Below are 17069 nucleotides of genomic sequence, written 5' to 3'. Positions count from 1 at the left end.
CTTGTTTTAGAAGGTTCGCTAGACGTTGAGACTAGGGGGCGTGGGTAGAGACGCCGCCACCGGAATCCACCCGGTGCGGAGCAGGTCGCCGCAGCGTTCCACCGTCACGGGTGGGCTGAGCAGGTAACCCTGAGCACGGTTGCAGCCCAACCCCAGAAGCACTTTCGCGGCCGTCTCGGTCTCCACCCCTTCGGCCACCAGGTCGAGATCGAACGACTTGGCCAGTCCCACAATGGACTTGACGATCGCGAGGTCACCCGGAGAATTGCCGAGGTCGCGCACGAACTCGCGGTCGACCTTCAGCACGTTGAATCGTAGCTGTTTGAGTTGGGCCAGTGAGCTGTACCCGGTCCCGAAGTCGTCGATCGCCACCCGCACCCCGAGGTCGGCCAGCCCCTGGAGCGCGACACGGGTGCGATCGAGATCGCCGACGACCGCATTCTCGGTGATCTCAAGGCACATCCGATCCCCTGTCACACCGTACTCGTCGAGGATCCGCGAGACGACGTCGAGGAACTCGAGCCCCACCAGTTGCGCCGGAGACACGTTCACCCGAAGCGTGACGTCGAGCCCAGGAATCTCCGCACGCCACCGCGCGTAGTCACTGCACGCCCGACGCAGCACCCACGCCCCCAGCTCACCCGCGAGATTGGTCGACTCGGCAACCGAGATGAACGACTGCGGCAAGAGCAGCCCCAGCGCCGGATGGTCCCACCGCGCCAGCGCTTCGACCGCAAGGATCTCACCGGTCCGCAGATCGACCTCCGGCTGGTACACGAGGTGGAGCCGGTCTTCGTCGATCGACGACCTGAGGCTCAGTTCGATGATGCTCCGAACCTCGATCTCCGCGCGCATGTCCTCAGTGAACGCAGCTATCGCGTTGCCGCCCCGCGCTTTCGCCGCGATAACGGCCTGGTCGGCTTGCCACAACAGGTCGACGGCCGTGCATTCGCCTGGCGTCCCCACGGCGATCCCGATACTCACACTGCGACCGAAAGACACATTGCCGAGCGTCACCCGCTCGTTGACGAACTCACTGATCCGTTCCGCCTCGTCTCGCGCCTCATCCACGCCCGCATCTGCTCCGAGAACCACTACGAACTCGTCCCCACCCAACCGCGCCACCAGGTCATCGGGAGCGCATCTGCCCGCCAACCGGGCACCGATCTCGATGATGAACCGGTCGCCCGCGGTGTGGCCGAGGAAGTCGTTGAGGGTCTTCAGCCGATCCAGATCGAGGAACAGCATCGCCACCGGACCCCGCCCTCCGGACGCCATCCGGCGATCGAGCTGTTCGACGAGCGAGCGTCGGTTGGCCAACCCGGTCAGCGCGTCGTTGTGCGCCCAGTAGAGCAGCAGGCTCTCGGCACGCACCCGTTCCTGCACCTGGGTGAGAAGTGCGGCGATCGCCTTGAGCACATTGATTTCAGCCGAGGTCCAGTCCCGGTCACCGAATCGAACGAAACCCAACGTCCCGGTCGTCACGTCACCGGACAGCAACGGTATCGCCGCCAGTGTCACCGCCGGTATGCCCGAGCCCGCAGTCACGCGATCCTGATAGCCGGTGTCCTCCCCCCCTGGCCGGATGAAGCCGACCTCCTTGAGGTGCTCGGCCCTGGCAAATTCCGGGTCGGCATTCTCGAAGTAGACAACCGCGAGGGGATCCGGGTCGGGAACGTCCGTTCGGTGCGGCCATTCCGCGACGAGGACCGTCGCACGGATGTCGTGGTCGTTACGCCGCAGGAAACACGCGTCCAGTTCGAAGTAGTCGACCAGGTCGTGCAGAACCTCCTCGGCACTGTTCACCCAAGTCCGGGCGGTGGTCGCGGTCAAACGGGAGGCGACGCCGGTGACGAGCTCCTCGAGTGTGTGTGCTGACATGGCGAGCTCCTCAGGACGTGAACGCAGCCGGAGGGTCGGTGGAGGGCCGTCGGCGGCGACTCTGGACCGACGCGGATGCGCAGTGACTCAGACGCAGCACCAACGCGAGGGCGGAATCCCCATCGACCTCGAACAACTCGCGCCATGCTGCACTCCCCACGGCCAGTTCCGCCGTGTACGCGGGGGCCAACCCCGCCAGTTCATCCTCCTCCAGTCCATAGAGGAACACCGGCGAGATCGGTTGCACCGACAAGCCGTGAGCCTCGGCAGCGATCCACACGGACTCCACCGCGCACCCGCCTCGAACGAAATCCGCCGGATCTGTTCCGCTCACCACGACGGCCGCCAGGGCGGTGCTGGACCTGATCCGGTCCCGGCTGGCCGCGCCCAGCGACTGTCCCAGCCCCCAGTCGGCCAGCACCTCCATCGCGTCGGCCCGGCACAGCACCCGCAGAGCCGAGAGGTCGGCGTCGTCAAGTTCGAGCGATCGCACGTCGATGCCGGTGTCCATTCGATCCACACCGGGCCAACGCAATTCACCGATCATCTCGGCATGCAGCCGCGGGTCGAGAAACCGGATCCGCTCTGCGGAGGCGAACACCCTCGCCGCCGAGTCGATGGCAGACCGCTCGGTGACGACAGCCAGGCGCGCACCTTCGGCTCTCGCGGCTCCCGCCAGCGCCTCACGTACCTCACCGGGAAACGGTCGGCGTGAGCCTGCCCGCCGGTTGGTCCCTCGCCGAACCACGCCGTCGAAACGGCGGGCCAGCTCCGGGTCCGTGCCGGAGCCGAAGGTCATCGTCGCTACCAGGGCGGGCGTGGTGACGTCGCCGAACAGTTCGACCGGCCCGAGCAGTCCCTGGGTGGCGGCGGCGACTCGCGCGTTGAAGAGCGCCGCGCCGATCGCCACGTGGCTCCCGCGGTACTGCACATCCATCGCCGTCGACCGGCTGGGGTCGAGGTACAGCCGCAACTCGTCCGGCGTCACCACGACCCGCCACGGCTGGGCATTGCCTCCCGACGGGGCAAGGCAGGCGGCCCGCGCAACCGCGGTCGGACCGTCCGTCGGCAGGACCTCGACAGCCTGGTCCGGGACTGCGTCGCCGCCGGCCTCGACGATCGGGGCGCGCACGTCGTCGAGTCGCTCGTCGAGGTCGACCCGAACCCTCCCTGACTGCAGTGGACGCCCCAGACCGATCCGACGGACGGCCGCAGCCACGCTGGCGCCGCCGAGGAGGACGTCGCCGCCGAGCTGCGGCCAGGTGGAGATCGTGCTGCCGACCTCGATGAGGGAGGCAACCATCCTGGTCGACAGGTCCGCCGCGCCGAGGATTCGCAGGATGTGCGGGATCTTGTCCCGCGCCGACAGCCCGGACAGCTCCGCGCTGTCGCGTTCACCGAGCAGACCGTGGAACAGTGCGCGGCCAGGCTCCAGGTCGTATCGCTCGACATCGATCAGGCCCCGGTCGCTGGTCTCCATCAGAACCGGCAGGCGACGACGACGGGCCTCCTCCCGCACCGCCACCTTCACATCGAGCGAATCGCATTCCTCGACGACGAGGTCGAGACCGTCGAAGAAGGCACCGACCGTGTCCGCGGTGACCCCGTCCGGCCAGACGGACACCTGCAGGTACGGGTCGATCTCCGCGATCCGGCGCGCGGCTGCGATCGCCTTGTTCACGCCGAGATCGAACACCGTGGCGGGCACCCGGTTCAGGTTGGACAGCTCGAGGGTGTCGAAGTCCGCGAGCCGAATCGCGCCGACCGAGGACTCCAGGGCGAGGGCAAGGGCGACGGCGTGCCCGACGCTGAGCCCGACTATGCCGACGTGCAGCTCGGCCAGGCGCAACTGCTCGTCGTCGGTGATCTTGTTCCGGTTCCGGTCGAGCCGCAGCAGCCGGTAGCCGGTCGGGCCGAGGATCCGTACCGCCGCGCGCCGCCATGGGTAGTAGGCCCACCGGGCCGACTCGTCGAGAATCGACGGGTGCGGCTCCGGTACGAGTGCCCGGAGCGCTGCGCGCTGGGCCTCGAGCTCGTCGTGCCATCGCACCCCATCGCCCTCACGCAGCTCCACGATGTACGAGGAATCGGCAGGCGACCCCTCGTCGAGAAGCGTTGCCGTGTAGTCATCCTCATGCTCATGCACTGGCATCGCAGTCCTCGCCGGCCTGCCGGACCGCCCCGGACCGGCCCGGTTCGTGCACCGCCCACAGGCGGGCGAACTGCTGCGCCACCGCTCGGATACGGCGGCTGTCACGGTCCCACCACATCATTTGCGTGCGGTAGCGGTCGTCCGGATAGGCCGCCGGAGGAATCCGGGTGGCCACCACTCCCCCCGACGACGCCCACAGGTCCAGCACGTGATCGGCGGCCGATGCCATCAGGAACTGAACGTCGAGCAACTCGAGCGCGCACACCCCGACGGAGGCCAACGACTGGGTGAGGGCCCGCCGATTCGGTGCCCCGTCGCGAACCCAGGCCGCTTTCATCTCCACCACGCCGAATGGAATGCGGTCTGCGATCATCTCGCGCGCGGCACCCTCCCCGACCTGGTTCGACCATTCCTCCATCACGTGGGACTGTTCCGGAGCGTCGTACGGCCCCTGCGCCCGCAGGCCGCCGTTCACGGTGCCGTCCGCCGCGACTGCGACGAAGAACAGCGTGGTCGTCCTGCCGTCGCGGATGCGGTCGTACTCCAGTGCCTCGACCACACCGTGCTTCGAGTAACTCTCGAACGCACCGGCGAGATATGCCGACCACAACTCGGGTTCCTCGTCCGGTCGCGCCGCGACGAATCGACATTCCGACCTCGGATCCCACACACTGGTCTCTTCGAATTTCTTCTCGGCCCCCCGAATTGCACAGAAAAGTGCACGGGCCATCACTGCCTCCAGTTTCGGATTGTTCGAGTTCGGATTCGTACCGGAAACCCGACCATCCGCGGAGCGTGCGCCTAGGTCAGCGAGATGAAGAGTTCGAACCCGTTCGGCGCGCGGGTGATCTCGATTTCCTCGGCGAGGGCACGGTCGATCATCCCTTCCTTTGCCGCAACCTCCACCTGGTTCCACACATCGGCTATCGGATCGTCGACAGGTCCGTCCGGGACGAATCGCGCGAAGTAGCCGGCCGGAACCCGCACCATCACATCGCCTTCGGCGAGGTGCTCCACACTGTCGCACCTGTACCCGACGACCGCGATCGAGTCGCCTTCCTTGTTCGGGGTGTACACCGTCACGATCTCGGTGATGCCGCGTTCACGTATGCGTTCGCGGGTGAATTCCATCAGCCCGCCCGCGCCCGACCGCTCCCCCGACGCTGGATCCACATTCGGCAGGACCAGTCCTCCGACGTCGACGACGCCGCACTTGACGATCTCAAAGCTCATGACCGGATCTCCGGGACGGGGCGTCGACCGCGATGTAGAGATCGATCCGGTACGCGTGCGGGTAGCACTCGTAAGCGCCGGCGGCGACCCTGCCGATCCGCCCCGCATCCTCCGCCTCCCGCACCTGCTGCCACAGGTTGCTCACTACGTCGGGGAATTCGCCGGTCGACACGAACCGGGCATACCGTCCGCCCGGAATCCTGGCCATGACATGACCGCGCATCACGTCCTCGATCGACTCGCAGCGGTAACCCACGACCTGGGTGTAGAAGGATCCGGCCTCGGCGGAATGATCCGTGTAGATCGACGCCAGCGGCCCTGGGGGATTCTGCTTGAGCACCGAGGACCAGGCTCGCTCGAGATTCGGATCCCGCAGCATCCCCAACGGACGCTTGGGACTTCGCACCGGCAGTCCCCCCACGAACGTCTGGCCGAGTTCGACGACTTCAATCTCCCCGGACCGCAATTCCACCACGCTCCCTCCCCGGAACGGGTTTCCCTTTGCTCGCAACGACACCCGGTCCGGTCACCGCAGATCCACCATAACCGCGAATTCGTGGCGTTGGGGAGACATGACCTGATGACGAAATCCCTATTCCCGCCAAACCATTCGAGCACCAAACTCGACGATTCAAAAGTCGGATATAAACAAACTTCAAGTACTTTATTGCCCTTGAAAGCGGGTGCAAAGTGTGGTTAGTTGGACGCAGTCCACCACTCGAAGGTCCGCACGAGGGGAAGACAGACCAATGCGGTGCAGACTGTGCGACTCGGACCGCCTCCTGAGCGTTCTCGACCTCGGCGCGACACCGCCGTGCGAGCGATTCCTCACCGCCGCTCAGTTGGACGCCCCTGAGCCGACGTATCCCCTACACCTACGCCTGTGCGAGGACTGCCTGCTCCTCCAAATCCCCGCATTGATCAGGCCCGAGGACACCTTCACCGAGTACGCCTACTTCGCGTCCTACTCCGACAGTTGGGTGGAGCACGCCCGGCGATTCGTCGAGGAGACCGTGCACCGTCTCGGACTCGACGCCCGCTCACGGGTGGTGGAAGTCGCGAGCAACGACGGCTACCTGCTCCAGCACGTCGTAGGCGCCGGCATTCCCTGTCTCGGGATCGAGCCGTCGATCAATGTGGGCGCCGCAGCCGTGCAGCGCGGCGTCCCGACTCGCTCGGCCTTCCTCGACATCGAGACAGCGGCCGCCGTGCGACACGAGTTCGGGCCAGCTGACCTGGTCGTTGCGAACAACGTGTACGCGCACGTCCCCGACCTGCTCGGATTCACCCAGTCGCTCCGCGCGCTGATGGCGGACACGGGGTGGCTCAGCATCGAGGTCCATCACGCGCTGAATCTCGTCGGACTCGGCCAGTTCGACACGGTCTATCACGAGCATTTCCAGTACTACACCGTGCTGTCGGCGGCCCGTGCGCTCTCGACCGCCGGGCTCGCCGTCGTCGACGTCGAGTTGCTCTCCACCCATGGCGGGTCCCTCCGGATCTGGGCGCGACCCGAACGGGTGGCCGAGTCGGCAAGCACACGAGTCCACGAGGTGCTCGCGAGTGAGGCAGCGGCGGGCCTGCACGAGGTGGACGGGTATCTCCACCTCGCCGACCAGGCACGGTCCGTCCGCCACCAGCTGCTGCGTTTCCTCCTCGACCGCCGGATGGAGGGCCGCTCCGTCGTCGGTTACGGCGCACCGGGCAAGGGCAACACCCTGCTGAACTACTGCGGCATCCGCCCCGACCTGCTCGAGTACACGGTGGACCGAAACCCGTACAAGCACGGACGGTTCACACCGGGGACCCGGATTCCGATCCTCGAGCCGGCCCAGATCGTCAAGGACCGACCGGACGTGGTGCTCGCGCTGCCGTGGAACCTCGAACCGGAGCTCACCACGCAACTTCGCTACATCAAGGAATGGGGTGGCGAGCTCGTATTTCCACTCCCCCGTCTGCACAAGGCCGCGGCGTGATCGCCCGGGTGGGCTCGCAAGGAGGGCGGACACCATGAAAGTCGTGCTGTTCTGCGGCGGTTACGGGATGCGCATGAGAAACACCCGTGACGACGAGATCCCCAAACCGATGCAAATGGTGGGCCCGAGACCGTTGCTGTGGCACATCATGCGCTACTACGCCCACTTCGGACACACCGAGTTCATCCTCTGCCTCGGATACGGCGCCGCCAAGATCAAGGACTACTTCCTCGACTATCACGAGGAGCAATCCAACGACTTCGTTCTCCACGGCAACCAGGTCGAGTTGCTGCACACCGACATCAGTGACTGGTCGATCACCTTCGCCGACACCGGACTCGAATCTCCGATAGGCGAACGGCTGCGCCGCGTCCGGCGGTATCTGAACGGGGATCGGTGCTTCCTGGCCAACTACGCGGATGTCCTCACCGACGCCCCGCTCGACCTCGTGATCGAGCGTTTCCACCAGTCGGGCGCGGTCGCCTCGCTGCTCGTGGTTCCGCCGCAGTCGTCCTTCCACTGCGTCGATGTGGCCGAGAACGGTGAGATCAAACAGTTGACGCCGATCGGGCAGTTCCCGATCTGGGAGAACGGCGGCTACTTCGTGCTCACGCAGGAGATCTTCGATCTGCTTCCCCCTGGTGGCGATCTCGTCGCGGACGTCTGTGGAACCCTCGCCGGCGAGGGCCGCCTGTTCGGCTACCGACACGAGGGCTTCTGGAAACCCGCCGACACGTTCAAAGAGCGGGCCGAGTTGGACGCCGGCTTCGCCCGCGGCGAGCACCCGTGGATGCTGTGGGCCGACGAGGAAGCGACGACGACCTCATGATCGACCTCCGCCCCACCCGCATCGACGAGGTGGCAGTCCTGGGAGCGCACTGCGACGACATCGCGATCGGTGCAGGCGGCACACTGCTCACCCTCGCCACCTCGCATCCTGGGCTGCGCGTACGCGCCCTGACGCTGTCCGGAACCGATACGGGTCGCGAGATCGAGGAACGGCATGCGCTGGCCGCACTCTGCCCCGACGCCGATCTCGAGGTGACGGTCCTCGATGTCCCCGACGGTCACGCGCCGGCCTACTGGGACCCGATCAAGCATGCTCTCGAGGCCTTTCGCGGCGCAGTCAGCCCGGACGTGGTGTTCGCTCCGCACCGAGGCGACGCGCACCAGGATCACCGGTTGCTCGCCGAGTTGGTCCCGACCGTGTTCCGTGACCACCTGGTGCTCGGATACGAGATCCTCAAGTGGGAGACCGACGCGCCCACCCCCACGGTGTTCCACCCGCTCCCGGTGAAGATCGCCGAGGAGAAGGCCCGAATCCTCCTCAAGCACTACCCGTCACAGGCCGACCACGACTGGTTCGACGAGCGCGCCTTCCTCGGACTGTCGCGGCTACGGGGTGTCCAGTGCCACCATCCGCACGCGGAGGCGTTCGTGGTGGAGAAGGCAACGTTGACGTTCAAGGGGGAATGACATGCGTGTCCTCGTCACGGGTCATCAGGGCTACCTGGGGACGGTCATGGTGCCGGTACTGCGTGCCAGAGGGCACGACGTGGTCGGGCTGGATTCCGGGTTGTTCGCGGACTGCATTCTCGGTCCACCACCGGACGACCCGCCGACGGTCGCCGTTGATCTGCGTGATGTGACGATGTCTCACCTGACGGGGTACGACGCCGTGATCCACCTGGCCGCCCTGTCGAACGACCCGCTCGGATCTCTCGCACCGCAGATCACCTACGACATCAACCATCTCGCATCGGTACGACTGGCGCGCCTGGCGAAGGATGCTGGTGTGCAACGGTTTCTGTACGCCTCCACCTGTTCGGTGTACGGGTCGGCCGGCGACGATCTCGTCACCGAGCAGGCGCCCTTACGCCCACTGACTCCCTATGCCGAGAGCAAGGTTCGGGTCGAGGACGACGTGATGGCGCTCGCCGATTCCGATTTCTCGCCGGTGTTTCTGCGCAACGCCACAGCCTTCGGGTTCTCACCCCGACTCCGTGCGGACATCGTGCTCAACAATCTGGTCGGGCTCGCACTGTTGACCGGCGAGGTGCGCGTCCTGTCCGACGGAACACCGTGGAGACCTCTCGTCCACGCGCGGGACATCGCGGCCGCGTTCGCCGCCGCACTCGAAGCCCCATCCCACCGAATTCACTGCGCCGCATACAATGTCGGAACAGAAGCGAACAACCTCACGGTCGCTCAGATTGCCGACGCAGTTGCCGGCGCAGTCCCCGGTTCCCGTGTCGTGATCACAGGGCAATCCGGGCCGGATACCCGTTCGTACCGCGTCGACTTCTCCGCAATCCGAACCATGCTGGGCGGATTCGAGGCCCGGTGGAGCGTTGCGGATGGAGCTGTCGAGTTGTTCGAGCAGTACACCCGGTGGGGCCTGAACGAGGCCGACTTCAATTCCAGGTTCACCAGACTCGCCCGCCTCGAGCTGCTTCGGAACAGCGGCGGCCTGGACGAGACGATGCGACCCCAGGCGATCGGGGCCGGGAATGGGTGAAGGCAAGTACTCAGAGCCGACCAATCAGATCGGCCCACGCGCCGGCACCGGCATCACGGGCGCTGACGACCGTCACAGGCAGCGGCCACGCGATGCCGAGGTCGGGGTCGTCGTACGCAACCGCGATGTCCTCATCCGGGTCGTGCTCGCGATCGATCCGGTAGCAGACGTCCGCGACCCGCGTCAGCGCCTGGAATCCGTGGAGGAAGCCGGGCGGAACGTAGAGATGCGCGAAGTCGACATCATCGAGGGTGAACGCCTGCTGCTCGCCGAAGGTCGGAGACTCTTTCCTGATGTCGACGAGCACGTCGAACACTGCCCCCCGCGCACATCGCACGAGCTTCGCCTCGCCGCGTCCCCCGCGCCCGTGCATGCCACGGATCACGCCGCGCACGGACCGGGACTGCGAGTCCTGAACGAAGTCCGCCGACCGAACCCCCACCCGCTCCCCCACTCGGACGTCGAAGGTGCGGGTGAACAGACCGCGCTCGTCCCGGTACGGTTCGGGCCGGAATACCAGAACGTCCTTCAGGTCGGTGGTCTCGACGCGCATGACGTCATCCTGCTCCGTCCCGGCACCGGAATCCACCGATTCGATGCCGCGGGGGTCGCGTGATGAAATGCCGGGGTTGCGGCGACACCAGCACCGAGCGGGTCCTCGACCTCGGTCGGGTGCCGGCCGCGGACCACTTCCCTCCCGCGTCGACGCCGGTGTCCGCGGACGAGACCTCCCATCCCCTCGCGATGGAACTGTGCCGCCGCTGCGGGCTGGCGCAGCTCGCCGAGGACGACACCACCGTGCAGGAGCCGCGGGGGGTCGAGCCACAGGTACTCAAAGAACAAGCAGCAGAGGCCGTTCGAATCCTCGACGGCGCCGGGTGGCTGCGCGGCGGAACAGCGATCGAGTTCGGCAGCCCACACGGGGGCAGCTGGCTCCCCCTCCTCGACGACCGTGGCTATCGGGCCCCCCGTACGGGAACACCGGCGTCGCTGGTCCTGGACTGCTTCGGCATCATGCACGAGCCGGACCAACGCCTCGCCTTCCAGGAGCGCGCGAAGGCCACAGCCGACGACGGCGTGCTACTCATCCAGTTCCATTCACTGGCCGCCATTCTCGAGCAGGGTCAGTGGAACGCCCTGCGCCACGGCCACTTCGCCTACTACTCGCTGACCGCACTGACGCGGCTGCTAACGAGCGTCGGGATGGCAATCAGCGACGCGTGGGAGTTCCCTCTGTACGGCGGAACGGTCCTGGTTTCCGCCCGTCACGGACGGGGTGCCTCCCAGTCGGGCACCGCCGAACGGATCCTGCAGAAAGAGCGGACTTTCGGCGCGACCGACCCGTCAGAGGTCCGGCAGTTGCAGCAATGCTGCGACAGGCAGGCCGCATCGCTTCGAGATTGGCTCGAGGCTATGGCCGCCGACGGACGACGTGTCTTCGCGTACAGCGCCGCATCACGTGCCGTGGCCTTGTTCGCCCGCGCCGGGATCGACCGCCACCTCGTCGCCGCCGTCGCCGATGCATCGAAGGCCAAGTGGGGCCGACGCATGCCAGGTACCGATGTCCCCATCGTCTCTCCACGACAACTGCTAGAAGCCGACCCCGATCGAGTGCTGGTCACCGTTCCCGACCTGCTCCCGGAACTATGGCACCGATACCCCGACCTTTCCGACAGGTGGATCGTCGAGATACCGGGTGCGAGCCGAGGGACGAAACACATCGGAACCGCGAGGGTGCCCCGACCACCCTGGCCCCGAATGGTCGTCGATCAGATTCCAGTGGATCTGCTCGATCGCGAGTCGGCCATCGAACTCATCTTCGATGCACTCGAGGCTGCCGGATCGCTGGCCGTGGCTTCCGCGAACTTGGACCACATTCACCACTTCGGTACGGACGCCTCCTGGGCGAATCACCCCCCGGCGATTTCGCAGGACGGTGCGATCGCCGAAGAACAGAGATGGCTCACCCTCCTCGACGGAGTCCCGCTGGTCCGCAAGGCGAAGACCGAGACCGGACGCACCTGGCCGAAGCTGTCCGGAAGCGACCTCCTCGAGCCGATTCTCGCGCGCTCGGCAGCCGACGGCGTCCGTGTCGGGTTCCTCGGCGGGTCCCCTACGACGCATCGCCATTTGCTCACGGCGATGGCGGAGCGGTTTCCGACGCTCGAGACGGTCGGCGCCTGGGCACCTGAGCGGTCCGTGTTGACCAATTCGGCCGCCTCGATGCGGCTCGCGCTCGAGATCCGTGAAGCGCGCGTCGAGATACTCGTGGTTTCGCTGGGAAAACCACTTCAGGAGAACTGGATTTCCGAATTCGGGCCCGTCACCGGAGCGCGGGCGCTTCTTGCATTCGGCGCTGCGGTGGACTTCCTCGCCGGACGGGTTCGCCGAGCACCGCAGTGGGTGGCGGACGCAGGGCTCGAATGGGCGTGGCGCCTGAGCCGAGAACCGCGGCGACTCGCGCACCGCTATCTGGTGGAAGCGCCGCCCTCGCTGTTACGCCTCGAGTGTCGGTCGCGGGCGACAGCGGCCGTCCCACCGAGGTCCGACCGAGTCGACGCGGCACAAGGAAGATTCGTCGCGCCCGGCGATCAGGCCGAGGTGGCTGTGGTAGTGGTGACCTACAACAGCGAGTCCGACCTCCCGGGACTGATCGAAGGCTTGCGCGTGACCGCTGCCGACCGTGCGGTCCGAGTGATCGTCGCTGACAACCAGTCATACGACGGTACGGTCACGTTCATCGAGAATCAGCCGGATATCGAAGTAGTCCGAACCGGCGGGAACCTCGGGTACGCCGGCGGCATCAATGCCGCCCTTCCCTTGACGGAACCGAGCACTGCGGTTCTGATCCTCAACCCGGACATTCTGTTGCACTGCGGCGCGGTGACACATCTTCTTGCAGCACTGGACGATCCGCATGTCGGTGCAGTGGTGCCGCTGATCCTCGACAGCGACGGCGCTGTCTATCATTCCGTGCGGCGCGAGCCCTCCGTCTCCCGAACCGTCGGCGATGCGCTGTTCGGCCGTAGGATGCGCAGACGCCCCGCAGTCCTCTCCGAAATCGACCACTGCTCCACGCACTACTTGCGTTCACACGACATCGATTGGGCCACCGGCGCAGCCGTTCTCGTCCGGTCGTCGCTGATCCGTCACGTGGGTGACTGGAATGAGGAGTTCTTCCTCTATTCGGAGGAGACCGACTACTTCCGCAGGATCAGGGATGCAGGATACCGAGTGAGGTTCGAACCCGCTGCTGTGGTGACACATCGTGGCGGTGGATCTGGAAGCTCGTCCGAGCTCACCACCCTTTTGTCGGTGAATCGAGTCCGCTATTCCGCGCGATTCCACAGCGCCCCGTATTCGGCCCTGTTACGCGGAAGCGTTGCGCTGTCCGAGTTGCTGCGTTCGTACGACGCCGACCATCGCCGGACGCTGGCCGTGCTCTTGAATCGGAAGCGATGGGCGGATCTTCCCGCAGCCTCGAAATCGGTACCTGACGACTACGATTCGGCACAAAGGGGTAGAGGCGCAGTCATCGTACCCGCATATAACGAGGCGGACGTGATCGAACGCACCCTCGCTCCGCTGAGCGGAGCCGCGACACGCGGCGTCCTCGAACTGGTGGTCGTGTGCAACGGTTGCCGCGACAGAACTGCCGAGATCGCCCGTGCCGTCCAGGGAACGACGGTGCTCGAATTGGGCCGCGGGTCGAAGCCTGCCGCGCTGGATGCGGGAGACAAGGCTGCAACGTGGTGGCCGCGGATCTATCTGGATGCCGACATCCAGATCTCGGCCGCAGCGGTACTCCAAGTGCTGGATCGACTGGCAGAAGGGGATGTGCTCGCGGCCCGTCCGGTGTCTCGCTACGACCACCGGTGCGCCAGCACCCTCGTGCGCAGCTACTTCCGCGCACGGGAGCGCATTCCGGAGTTCCGGACTGCGATGTGGGGCGCCGGTGTGTACGGACTCAACGAGTCGGGTCACCAACGCGTGGGCCGCTTCAGCGACCACGTAGCCGATGACCTGTTCGTCGATGCGCAGTTCGCGGCCGACGAGAAGACCGTGGTCCCAACCCCACCGTCGGTGGTCACCACACCCACCGACGCCAAGAACCTGCTCCGGATCCTGCGTCGCTGGCACCGCGGCACCATCCACGAGGATCGGCTGCTGGGCCGAACGAGTGGGGGCACCGTCCGCACATTGCTTCACACGATTCGTGGACCCGGATCCGCCGCGGATGCGGTGGTATACGCAGGAATGGCCCTTGCAGCACGCTGGAATCCCGGCACCTCGGGACCCCCGCCCTGGGAACGGGATGCGAGCAGTCGGTCCGGCCGGATGCGCCCGAGGAGGGATTCGCCGCCATGAGTGCAGATCCGAGAGTAGCCGCGCGACCTCCCACACATCGCCCGCATCCAGCCCGCGGCGCCACCGCCGGAGGATCTCGCTACAGCCACGTCGACGCGATGCGTGCGCTGGCTGTGATGCTCGTCGTGATAGGGCACGCCGGGTTGGGTGGCATCGTTCCCGGCGGCAGCGGCGTCACGATCTTCTTCGGCATATCGGGGTTCCTGATCACATATCTCCTTCTCCGCGAGCGAGACCGGACAGGCGCCTTCGGCATCGGCAGGTTCTACTCCCGTCGGCTGTTGAAGATCGGGCCGCCGTTGTTAGCGATCATCGTCCTCCCCACACTGGTGTTCGCGATCTGGAACAGGGTGGACTGGTCCGCATTCTCGGCCCAGACGTTCTTCTATTACAACTGGTTCAAGGCCGAGGGGCGGATGGCCGGCGTTCTTCCGGGCAGTGGCGTCGTGTGGAGCCTGTCCATCGAGGAACAGTTCTACGTCGTCGTCGCGGTTGTCTGGCTGTTGGTCGCGAGGATGAGATCGGCCCTGAAATGGCTGACGGCGCTGGCCGTCACGATGGTCGCGGTCAGCACGGCGGCTCGTGTCGTGATCGCGACGTCCGCCTCCGTCTCTGAGGCGGATCGCATCTACTACGGGTCCGACACCAGATTCGACGCCATCGGATGGGGAGTCCTCACCGCGGTCGTCTACTTCTCGTGGGGTCACCAACGACTGTCGTACCTGCAACGTCTGTTCGGTCGGACCTGGATTCCTCTGACAGCACTCGCGGCCTATCTCACATCACTGGTCATCCGAGATCCGTGGTTCCGAGACACCTTCCGGTTCAGCATTCAGAGCATCGCTACGTGCGCGATCATTCTCTACGGGTTCGCCGCCACCCAAACCACTTTCAAACACGTTTTCGACTCCGTGGTGGGCGTTCGCCTTGTTCAGGTTATCGGACTCGCGAGCTACAGCATCTACCTCGTGCACTACGGAATGGACGAGCTGGTCGACATGGGCGTCGGGGGTTGGACCAGCGCGGGGGTGGTTGGCGCAGCAGTGATTCTGGTCAAGGTACTGGTGTCAGTCCTGGCCGGAGTCGTCCTGTACTACCTGATCGAGAAGCCCTTCGAGAAGGTACGGGCCAGGCTTCGGTAGCCGTCCTCGCCCACTACTTCGTGTCCGGACCGGACTCGCCTACCGCAAACCGCAGGTGTCGCCGCCGTGGACCCGATATATGTGGACCGCGTTGCCGTCGGCGAAGTCGTCGCGAAAGACCCCGTCCGAGACCGGGATCGACCTGTTCTCGTCGACCACCTCGACACTCGTGGCTCCGCCGCACGAGAGAGTGACAACGGCGTCCGTGTCCTCTGCCCGTTTCGATCCGGCCATCAGATAGAAGCTGCCGTCGAACATTTTGGCGGACAGGTCGATCGGCGCATCGGTACGCGCAAACCCATCGACAAACGGTGCATTGAGCACCGGTGCAAGTCGCCGGATCTGGGCGTTCACCGAGATGACATCTCCGCGCACCGCGTCCCCGCACGTATCCCGCAGCACATTGTACGAGAGGCACGGTCCACCGAAATTGTGGTTGAAGTAGACGATTCCCCGTGCACCGTTGATGATGCTGCTCCACACGGCGGCGCGAATCTCGGGTCCCGTCACGGCGCGATCGGCGCCCTCGGCGAACGGGTGCCCAACTTCGACGAAGTTCCACACCGGGACCGCGGCCTTCGGTTGAACGAGGGAACGGATGTACTTCGTGGTGACGCCGTAGTTCGAAGCGAGGCGGCATTCCGAGTTCGACAGCGACCGTGCCCCGTTCGTCAGCAATGCCCCGCCCTCGTCGGCGCGGCAGATACTCGGGTCGGTGAACCAATAGTTGTCGGCCGAGACAACGTTCTGGAAGTCGTTCACGAACTGTGCGGCAGCGTCCCTGGGCTCCCAGAAGGTGACGCCTTTGCCGTAGTTCGCGTAGACCATCACGCCAGGCGGTACCGTTCGACGCATTGTCGACATCACTGTGTACCCGCACCCCGCCTCGGCCGGGGCACAAATGGGACTGTCGGGCGGACTGCGCCCGGTCCACGCAGCATCTCCCGCCCCGGCCCACATATCGGCTTCGTCGGCTGTCAGCCGGCCGGCCGCGCGCGGATCGCCGTGACTCGGAATCGCGAACATCCCACTGTCGGCGATGAGACCGATGTTGCTCTGCTCGGTGAGCTCGACATAAGTGTTGAGACCCATCGCGCGATCGGCCGCCACATCCGGAGCGGACTCAGTGTTGGTGAACCAGACCCCGATCGGAAAGAAGTCCTCCGCTACGGGGAGCGAGCTGGTGAACGCGTCGTAATACCCTGTGCCGCCATCGATTGGGCGCAGCGTAGGGCCGGTCGGTGTGAACAACACGTCGACGTAGTAGTTCACTCCGGCGCTCCGATTGTTCGGAAACCCGCTGCCGCGGGCGTAGACGCCCCCTCGAGCCGTCAACCAGCCGCTGGTCACGGTATGCCCCAGAACGAACGTATGACTATCGGTTGGATAGCCGCCTCGCGGGGCGTTGTACGAAACCACATAGTCCTCATTGGCCTTCACCGGCACAGGCTTCTCGAAGGGGATCTCACGCCATCCGGCCGGGCCCTCGGGAACCGGCACGGTCGCCAACGCGGTACCCTCCGACGTCCATAGGGTCGCACTGTCTACTTTCATGTCCTCGCTTCCCTGATAGAAGCGCACCGCGGAGATTTCGCCCTCACTCACCGGAGAAAACTCGGTTCCGACCGCGGCCGGACCGGTGTCCGGTTCGACCGGAACCGGCGGAACGACCGCGTCCGACCAGATCGTGCCGTTGGTAGAGACGGCCGTGTCAGGGAAAGGACTCGTCGACACGCATGACCCGCAGACGATCGCCATCGCCGCGAGTACCGCCATTGCGGGGCTGCGAATCTGTCGGC

At 65.7% G+C, this 17069-nt stretch carries 13 protein-coding genes and 1 pseudogene; 7 read left to right on the top strand and 7 right to left on the bottom strand.

Annotated features, from left to right (window positions below):
- Positions 1-18: 18 nt before the first annotated feature.
- From ACWDU4_RS12035 to ACWDU4_RS12015, 5 genes are all read right to left on the bottom strand, one after another.
- Positions 19-1881 carry a putative bifunctional diguanylate cyclase/phosphodiesterase gene (locus tag ACWDU4_RS12035; protein ID WP_450114129.1) on the bottom strand — a complete coding sequence of 621 codons (1863 nt, stop codon included), beginning with the start codon at positions 1879-1881 and terminating at the stop codon, positions 19-21.
- 10 nt (positions 1882-1891) lie between these two features.
- A complete protein-coding gene (locus ACWDU4_RS12030) occupies positions 1892-4027 on the bottom strand; it encodes an Rv1355c family protein (RefSeq protein WP_450114128.1) in 2136 nt (711 codons plus the stop codon).
- Entirely contained in the window at positions 4020-4643 is a 624-nt protein-coding gene (locus ACWDU4_RS12025; RefSeq protein ID WP_450114127.1) for a hypothetical protein, read from the bottom strand. The genes ACWDU4_RS12030 and ACWDU4_RS12025 overlap by 8 nt, the downstream gene beginning before the upstream one ends.
- 191 nt (positions 4644-4834) lie before the next feature.
- On the bottom strand, positions 4835-5266 hold the full coding sequence (locus tag ACWDU4_RS12020) for a hypothetical protein (protein ID WP_450114126.1): 432 nt from the start codon (positions 5264-5266) through the stop codon (positions 4835-4837).
- On the bottom strand, positions 5256-5741 hold the full coding sequence (locus ACWDU4_RS12015) for a GyrI-like domain-containing protein (protein WP_450114125.1): 486 nt from the start codon (positions 5739-5741) through the stop codon (positions 5256-5258). Before ACWDU4_RS12015 ends, ACWDU4_RS12020 begins: the two co-directional genes overlap by 11 nt.
- 274 nt (positions 5742-6015) lie before the next feature.
- Between ACWDU4_RS12015 and ACWDU4_RS12010 the strand changes: the two genes are divergently transcribed.
- From ACWDU4_RS12010 to ACWDU4_RS11995, 4 genes are read left to right on the top strand one after another with little or no spacing between them, the layout of a single operon-like run.
- A complete protein-coding gene (locus ACWDU4_RS12010) occupies positions 6016-7242 on the top strand; it encodes a class I SAM-dependent methyltransferase (RefSeq protein ID WP_450114124.1) in 1227 nt (408 codons plus the stop codon).
- A 34-nt stretch (positions 7243-7276) separates the two neighbouring features.
- Entirely contained in the window at positions 7277-8071 is a 795-nt protein-coding gene (locus ACWDU4_RS12005; RefSeq protein WP_450114123.1) for a glucose-1-phosphate cytidylyltransferase, read from the top strand.
- Positions 8068-8718, top strand: coding sequence for a PIG-L deacetylase family protein (locus ACWDU4_RS12000; RefSeq protein WP_450114122.1), 651 nt, complete (start codon positions 8068-8070; stop codon positions 8716-8718). The genes ACWDU4_RS12005 and ACWDU4_RS12000 overlap by 4 nt, the downstream gene beginning before the upstream one ends.
- Before the next feature lies 1 nt (position 8719).
- Positions 8720-9760 (top strand): NAD-dependent epimerase/dehydratase family protein, encoded by a 1041-nt coding sequence (locus ACWDU4_RS11995; protein WP_450114121.1) that lies wholly within the window; start codon positions 8720-8722, stop codon positions 9758-9760.
- Between the two features lie 10 nt (positions 9761-9770).
- On the opposite strand, the gene rfbC is transcribed toward ACWDU4_RS11995, so the two are convergent.
- Positions 9771-10313, bottom strand: coding sequence for a dTDP-4-dehydrorhamnose 3,5-epimerase (gene rfbC / locus ACWDU4_RS11990; RefSeq protein WP_450114120.1), 543 nt, complete (start codon positions 10311-10313; stop codon positions 9771-9773).
- Between the two features lie 62 nt (positions 10314-10375).
- Here rfbC and ACWDU4_RS11985 point away from each other — a divergent pair.
- The 3 genes and pseudogenes from ACWDU4_RS11985 to ACWDU4_RS11975 all read left to right on the top strand — a co-directional run.
- Positions 10376-11497 (top strand): annotated as a pseudogene (locus ACWDU4_RS11985) (class I SAM-dependent methyltransferase); the annotation flags it as partial.
- Between the two features lie 21 nt (positions 11498-11518).
- The gene (locus ACWDU4_RS11980; RefSeq protein WP_450114164.1) at positions 11519-14128 is read left to right on the top strand and encodes a WecB/TagA/CpsF family glycosyltransferase; all 2610 of its coding nucleotides are present in this window, start codon (positions 11519-11521) and stop codon (positions 14126-14128) included.
- Complete coding sequence (locus tag ACWDU4_RS11975) at positions 14125-15270, top strand: acyltransferase family protein (protein WP_450114119.1); 1146 nt, start codon at positions 14125-14127, stop codon at positions 15268-15270. The genes ACWDU4_RS11980 and ACWDU4_RS11975 overlap by 4 nt, the downstream gene beginning before the upstream one ends.
- Positions 15271-15309: 39 nt before the next feature.
- Here ACWDU4_RS11975 and ACWDU4_RS11970 read toward each other — a convergent pair whose 3' ends face one another.
- Positions 15310-17046, bottom strand: coding sequence for a DUF4082 domain-containing protein (locus ACWDU4_RS11970; protein WP_450114118.1), 1737 nt, complete (start codon positions 17044-17046; stop codon positions 15310-15312).
- Between the last annotated feature and the right edge of the window lie 23 nt (positions 17047-17069).

The organism is Rhodococcus sp. NPDC003348, assembly GCF_053589375.1.
Note: the sequence above shows the minus strand (reverse complement) of the source record. Positions and strands in the feature narration are given on the sequence as shown.